Raw genomic sequence first — 5,023 nt, 5'->3', positions numbered from 1 at the left:
GTGTATTCGGCCGGCGAAGAGCCGGTGCCGGGCGCCGACAGCCGCAGCCTGTGCCGTAGTATTCGATTGCAGGGTAATTTAGAGCCGGTCTTTGTTGAAAATACCGACGCGGCATTTGAAATTTTAAAACCCCGTTTACGCCCTGGTGACGTTTTACTCACTCAGGGTGCGGGGAATATCGGCGCGGTAGCGCTGCAATTAGCAAATCAGGATTGGGTGTAGGTCACCGCAATGGGCGAAATAACGGTAACAAAAGTAAATCAGGCGATTGGCGGCAACTTAGCTGTGTTGCTAGGGGGACGTTCGTCTGAACGCGAGATCTCCTTGAAGAGTGGCGCTGCCGTTGTTGGCGCATTTGAGCGCGTGGGTATTGCGGTGGATGCGATTGATGTTGCAGACCACAACTGGATGCAAAGAATCAGCGGCAAATATCGCCAAGTATTTATTGCCCTGCATGGCCCCGGCGGCGAAGACGGCACGGTACAGGGCGCCCTGGAATGCATGGGTATTAGTTATACCGGCAGCGGTGTAATGGCATCGGCGCTGGCTATGGATAAGTTCCGCTGCAAACTGCTGTGGTTAGGCTTGGGTTTGTCGACGCCACGTTTTGCCGAGTTAACTGCAAGCAGTAATTGGCAGGCCATAATCGATGATCTAGGGCCGGTGATTGTGAAGCCCGCCTGCGAGGGTTCGAGTATCGGTATGGCTCGTGCGGCGACGGCAGAAGAGCTTGCCACTGCCTGGAGTAATGCTCAGGCCTATGGCCGCGTGTTTGCAGAGCAGTGGATCAGCGGTAGTGAGTACACCGTTGCAATATTAAATGGCAAGGCGCTACCCGCTATAAAATTGGAAACCGACGCGGCCTTCTACGACTTTAATGCCAAGTATATCTCCGATGAAACACGTTATTTATGCCCCTGTGGGCTCAGCGCGGCAGAGGAACAAGAACTGAGTGAATTAGCGCTTGCGGCCTTCACGAGCTTGGGTTGTGCGGGTTGGGGGCGAGTTGATGTAATGCGGGATACCGCTGGCAGATTTTACTTATTAGAGGTGAATACTGTGCCGGGCATGACGGACCACAGTTTGGTGCCGATGGCGGCCAAACAGGCTGGCCTCGATTTTGATCAACTGGTTTTAGAAATATTGGCGGGCAGCATCACGGCGGATTCGATTTGAAATGAAACTATTGAGCGGCAAGCAAAATCGCCTGAAAACACGCAAGTCGGCGGGCCAAAAGGCTCCGCGGGACGTGCGTGAATGGGGACGTATTTTGAACCGTTTGATATTAATTGCGGTGGTTGTTGCCTTTGTCTATGGCGTGGAGCAATTGGGGCGCCAATTAGATGCAATACCTGTTGACCGCGTGGTGTTTGCCGGCGATTTACAACACGTCAGTCGCAAGGTTTTGGTCGATCGCGTTACCGGCCATTTAGCGGTCGGTTATGTGGGCTTAGATTTAGAGGCCATCCAGAGCGAATTGGAGCAAGAGCCCTGGGTGTATCGCGCCATCGTTGAGCGGGTATGGCCTAGAGAATTGAAAATTACCATTGTTGAAGAAGCGCCGATTGCGGCGTGGGGCAGTGGTGGCTTGCTGAACCATCGAGGCAAAATATTTTTGCCTGCTAAGGGGGTGGCCGACGATGCCGGTCTACCGCTGTTGAGTGGACCGGATGGCAGTGCGATAGAAATAATGCGCCAATATCGCTTGATGAGTCAGTTGCTCGGTGATGAAGAGTTAATTTTACAGCGCTTGGAAATGAACGATCGCGGCGCATGGACCGCGACCTTGAATGGCGGTGCGGTATTGATTTTGGGCCGGCAGGAGCCACTTGAGAAATTGCGGCGGTTTATGTGGGTATATCGCCACCAGTTGGCGGTGGATTTTGAGCGAGTTAAGCGTGTGGATACACGTTATATCAATGGCCTAGCGGTGGCGTGGGATGAGACAAAAGTTGCAAAAGACAATGGTTAAGGAAATTGCACTGGCAATGGACTTGCCAGTGCAAAATGGTTCGCAAACTTGGGAGAAGCAAAGCAATGGCTAGTTCACATGCAAGCCGGATGATTGTCGGCCTTGATATCGGCACCTCGAAGGTGGTGGCTATCGTTGGTTCGAGCAACGAAGACGGCAAGCTGGAAATTATAGGCATTGGCTCGCACCCGTCGCGTGGCCTGAAGAAAGGCGTGGTCGTTAATATTGAATCGACGGTGCACTCAATTCAACGCGCGATAGAAGAAGCCGAATTGATGGCCGGTTGTGAAATCCACAGCGTGTATGTGGGTATTGCGGGCAATCATATCCGCAGTCTCAACTCCCACGGAATTGTCGCAATTCGCGACCGTGAAGTGTTTCAGCTGGATTTAGATCGGGTTATTGATGCTGCCCAAGCCGTGGCCATACCTGCAGATCAAAAAGTGCTGCACATCCTGCCTCAAGAGTTTGTGATCGACGAGCAAGAAGGCATTAAAGAGCCCTTGGGTATGTCTGGGGTTCGCCTAGAGGCCAAGGTGCATTTAGTTACCTGCGCGGTTAATGCCGTGCAGAACATCGAAAAATGCATTCGTCGCTGCGGCCTAGAAGTCGAAGACGTCATTCTTGAACAGCTGGCCTCAAGCTACGCGGTGTTAACTGAAGACGAGAAAGAGCTGGGCGTGTGCATGGTGGATATCGGTGGCGGTACAACTGATATTGCGATCTTTACCGACGGCGCTATTCGCCATACCGGTGTTATCCCGATTGCTGGCGACCAGGTCACCAATGACATCGCCATGGCGCTGCGCACCCCGACCCAGTATGCCGAAGAGATCAAAATTAAATATGCCTGTGCGCTGACGCAGCTCGCTGGTGAAGGCGAAATGATTAAAGTGCCAAGCGTTGGCGAGCGCGCCCCTCGGGAGCTGTCGCGTCAGGCGCTGGCCGAAGTGGTGGAACCTCGCTACGACGAGCTGTTCACCTTAATTCAAGCTGAGTTGCGGCGCAGTGGTTATGAGGATTTATGCGCGGCGGGCATCGTGCTAACCGGGGGTACGTCGAAGATGGAAGGGGTGGTAGAGCTGGCGGAAGAGATTTTCCATATGCCAGTGCGCATTGGTGTACCGCAAGATGCGCGGGGTTTAACTGACATCGTCCGCAATCCAATTTATTCAACTGGCGTGGGCTTGCTGCATTACGGCATCAAGCATCAAGCCGAGCACGGCGGCCGTGGGCGGGTTAAGCGCAATGGCTTCTTGGCCAGCTTAAAACAATGGGTTCAAAACAATTTTTAAAGTGTAAGGCGGCCGTACCGGCAGTGCGGTCAATCATGCAAAAGGGAGAAAACCAATGTTCGAACTAGTAGATAACGTTCCTCAGAACGCAGTAATTAAAGTGGTGGGTGTCGGTGGTGGTGGCGGTAATGCCGTCAAGCACATGATTGCCTGTAATGTGGATGGTGTTGATTTCATCTGCGCCAATACTGACGCGCAGGCGCTGACCAATGTCGCCTCCAAGACGGTATTGCAGCTGGGTACCACCATTACCAAGGGTTTGGGTGCAGGCGCTAACCCCGAAATCGGTCGCCAGTCGGCGATGGAAGATCGGGATCGCATCGCCGAAGCACTACAGGGCGCCGATATGGTGTTCATTACCGCTGGTATGGGCGGCGGCACAGGCACTGGTGCGGCACCGGTTGTAGCGCAGGTGGCTAAAGAGCTGGGTATCCTGACCGTAGCGGTCGTCACCAAGCCTTTCCCTTTCGAGGGTAAAAAGCGCATGGCGGTGGCTTTAGAAGGGATGAAGGAGCTGCGTCAGCACGTTGACTCACTGATCACCATTCCTAACGAAAAGTTGCTCCCTGTCTTGGGTAAAAACACCAGTTTACTCGATGCCTTTAAAGCGGCTAACGATGTATTGTTGGGTGCAGTACAGGGTATTGCCGATCTTATTATTCGTCCGGGCATGATTAACGTCGATTTCGCCGACGTGCGTACGGTGATGTCAGAGATGGGCATGGCGATGATGGGGAGTGGTGTGGCTACCGGTGAAAACCGCGCCCGCGAAGCTGCAGAGGCCGCGATTCGCAGCCCTCTCCTTGAAGATGTCAATTTGCAAGGGGCGCGCGGGATTTTGGTTAATATTACCGCAGGTCTGGATCTGTCCCTAGGCGAGTTTAACGATGTCGGGGATACTATCGAGGAATTCGCTTCTGAGAACGCAACAGTCGTTGTCGGAACAGTAATTGACCCCGATATGGTCGACGAATTGCGTGTCACAGTGGTTGCCACCGGCCTTGATGGTATTGGTGCTGATATACCGCTGAAAGTTGTTGAATCACGGCCAGTTGAGCCGCGTTCCAATGACTATCGCAAGCTCGATCGGCCAACGGTTATGCGCAATAACCAGCAAGCGGCAGTTGCGCGAGAAGTGGCTCCGGCGCCAATGGCAGACAAAGACATGGAATATTTGGATATTCCAGCGTTTCTGCGGCGCCAAGCCGATTAATTAGCAGTAGCCGGTACAGCATGGGCGGGGTGTTAGTTGTCTGCTAACACCAAGACAAGTACGCCTGTGTAAATGTAGACGTCCGGCCCATAGAGTGAGTGTGAACATGATTAAGCAACGTACCTTGCGCAATACCATCCGTGCTACGGGCATTGGTTTGCATACAGGGGATAAGGTCTACCTGACGCTGAAGCCAGCGCCAGCGGATACCGGTGTAATTTTCCGACGCACCGACTTAAATCCGGTTGTTGAAATCCACGCTCGCGCGGAAAATGTGGGTGATACCACCTTGTCGACCACGCTAATGAATGGCGATGTGCGGGTATCAACGGTAGAGCATTTACTGTCGGCTATGGCGGGCCTGGGTATTGATAATGCCTATGTTGAAGTCAGCTCATCAGAAGTGCCAATTATGGATGGCAGCGCCGGTCCATTTGTATTCCTCATTCAGTCTGCCGGAATTGAGGAGCAAAATGCACCGAAAAAATTCATCCGTATAAAGCGTCCGGTGACGGTAAAAGATGGCGATAAAGTCGCGAGTTT

Annotated in this window: 5 protein-coding genes and 1 pseudogene; all 6 read left to right on the top strand. The window is 53.0% G+C overall.

All coding sequences use genetic code 11. The features are described 5' to 3' along the window. Positions 1 to 222 (top strand): annotated as a pseudogene (gene murC, locus ABYT30_RS15310) (UDP-N-acetylmuramate--L-alanine ligase); the annotation flags it as partial. Between the two features lie 9 nt (positions 223 to 231). Next, the gene (locus ABYT30_RS15305; protein ID WP_373097368.1) at positions 232 to 1,176 is read left to right on the top strand and encodes a D-alanine--D-alanine ligase; all 945 of its coding nucleotides are present in this window, start codon (positions 232 to 234) and stop codon (positions 1,174 to 1,176) included. A 1-nt stretch (position 1,177) separates the two neighbouring features. Continuing rightward, positions 1,178 to 1,972, top strand: a complete 795-nt coding sequence (locus ABYT30_RS15300) for a cell division protein FtsQ/DivIB (RefSeq protein ID WP_373082556.1) — start codon at positions 1,178 to 1,180, stop codon at positions 1,970 to 1,972. Positions 1,973 to 2,037: 65 nt separating this feature from the next. Beyond that, complete coding sequence (gene ftsA / locus ABYT30_RS15295; RefSeq protein ID WP_301029066.1) at positions 2,038 to 3,267, top strand: cell division protein FtsA; 1,230 nt, start codon at positions 2,038 to 2,040, stop codon at positions 3,265 to 3,267. 55 nt (positions 3,268 to 3,322) lie between these two features. After that, positions 3,323 to 4,480 (top strand): cell division protein FtsZ, encoded by a 1,158-nt coding sequence (gene ftsZ, locus ABYT30_RS15290; protein ID WP_373083918.1) that lies wholly within the window; start codon positions 3,323 to 3,325, stop codon positions 4,478 to 4,480. A 106-nt stretch (positions 4,481 to 4,586) separates the two neighbouring features. Next, positions 4,587 to 5,023 (top strand): UDP-3-O-acyl-N-acetylglucosamine deacetylase (lpxC, locus tag ABYT30_RS15285; protein WP_373097367.1); only part of this gene is annotated, 437 nt, incomplete at its 3' end.

The organism is Zhongshania sp. (assembly GCF_041623545.1).
GTDB lineage: Bacteria > Pseudomonadota > Gammaproteobacteria > Pseudomonadales > Spongiibacteraceae > Spongiibacter.
Note: the sequence above shows the minus strand (reverse complement) of the source record. Positions and strands in the feature narration are given on the sequence as shown.

Coding starts and splice junctions, on each gene's coding strand:
- ABYT30_RS15305 (WP_373097368.1), top strand. CDS start 232: ATGGGCGAAATAACGGTAACAAAAGTAAATCAGGCGATTGGCGGCAAC.
- ABYT30_RS15300 (WP_373082556.1), top strand. CDS start 1,178: ATGAAACTATTGAGCGGCAAGCAAAATCGCCTGAAAACACGCAAGTCG.
- ftsA (WP_301029066.1), top strand. CDS start 2,038: ATGGCTAGTTCACATGCAAGCCGGATGATTGTCGGCCTTGATATCGGC.
- ftsZ (WP_373083918.1), top strand. CDS start 3,323: ATGTTCGAACTAGTAGATAACGTTCCTCAGAACGCAGTAATTAAAGTG.